This is a genomic window from Streptomyces ureilyticus, from assembly GCF_011045025.1.
In the GTDB taxonomy this organism is placed as follows: domain Bacteria; phylum Actinomycetota; class Actinomycetes; order Streptomycetales; family Streptomycetaceae; genus Streptomyces; species Streptomyces ureilyticus.
Genome location: NZ_JAAKZX010000482.1, coordinates 1 through 1004 on the forward strand (window position 1 = coordinate 1; position 1004 = coordinate 1004).

Annotated in this window: 1 protein-coding gene; it reads left to right on the forward strand. The window is 74.3% G+C overall.

Going from position 1 to position 1004, the window contains the following annotated elements; genetic code table 11:
• Positions 1–29 precede the first annotated feature (29 nt).
• A partial coding sequence (locus tag G6048_RS52165) for a hypothetical protein (protein ID WP_408056258.1) occupies positions 30–1004 on the forward strand: 975 nt, incomplete at its 3' end.

The window sequence follows — 1004 nt, forward strand, 5'->3', positions numbered from 1 at the left end:
GGGTTGGGGAGTACGGGGCTCAGGGCCAGATGTCGGGGTATGCGGCGCCGACGCCAGCCGCGGACCAGCGGTCTGAGGGGTACGGGGCTCCAGTTCCGGGAGCGGATCAGCGGTCTCAGGGGTATGGGGGTCCGACTCCGGCGTCGGACCAGCAGGCCCAGGGGTACGGGGGTCCGACTCCGGCGTCGAGCCAGCGGTCCGAGGGGTACGGGGCTCCAGTTCCGGCGTCGGGCCAGCAGGCCCAGGCATATGGGGCTCCAACTCCTGCAGCGGACCAGCAGTCCCAGGCGTACGGGGCCCAGGCTCCGGCTTGGGATCACGCGAACCAAGGCCAGGGCCAGGGGTACGTGCAGGGTGCTGCGTACGGGGACTTCGCGCCCGCGTCTGCGTCTGCCGCTGCACCAGCGTCCGTGCCCGCAACTGCCCCCGCGTCGGCGGCAGTTGGCGACCCGGCTGCCGGTGTCCCTGCCTCCGGTTCCGGTTCCGCCCCCGCCTACGGGCCGCCCACCCTCACCGGCAACCCACGCGTCACCGACGCCCAGCGGGCCCGCGCCGAGGGGCGTTCGCCGATCATCGAACCGGGCGGGCAGCCGGCCGTGCTGACGGCGGTACTCGGGTTGCTGCTCGCGGGAACGGCGGCGGTCGGCGAGTACGCACTCGTCGTTCCGCTGGTGATCCTGCAGGCGGTGACCGCGGCGGGCTGGTTCCGGCTGAACGGCATGTGGCCCGCCCGGCAGGGCATCGCGCTGGCCTTCGCGGGCGCGCTCACGGCGGACGCCGTGCTGCTGGCCGCCGGCCGCGAGAATGCCCCCGCCGCGATTCTCGGCACCCTCGGCGTCTGGGTTCTGCTCGTTCTGGTCCTCCAGCTCCGTAGCCGCGCCGAACCCGACGAGCGGATGTACGGCCTGATGGCCACGGTCGCGTCGGCGGCGCTGGCCATCCTCGCGGCGGGGCATCTCGCGGCGGTCGCGGATGCGGTGACGGTGGGTGGGGCGGGGGTGGCG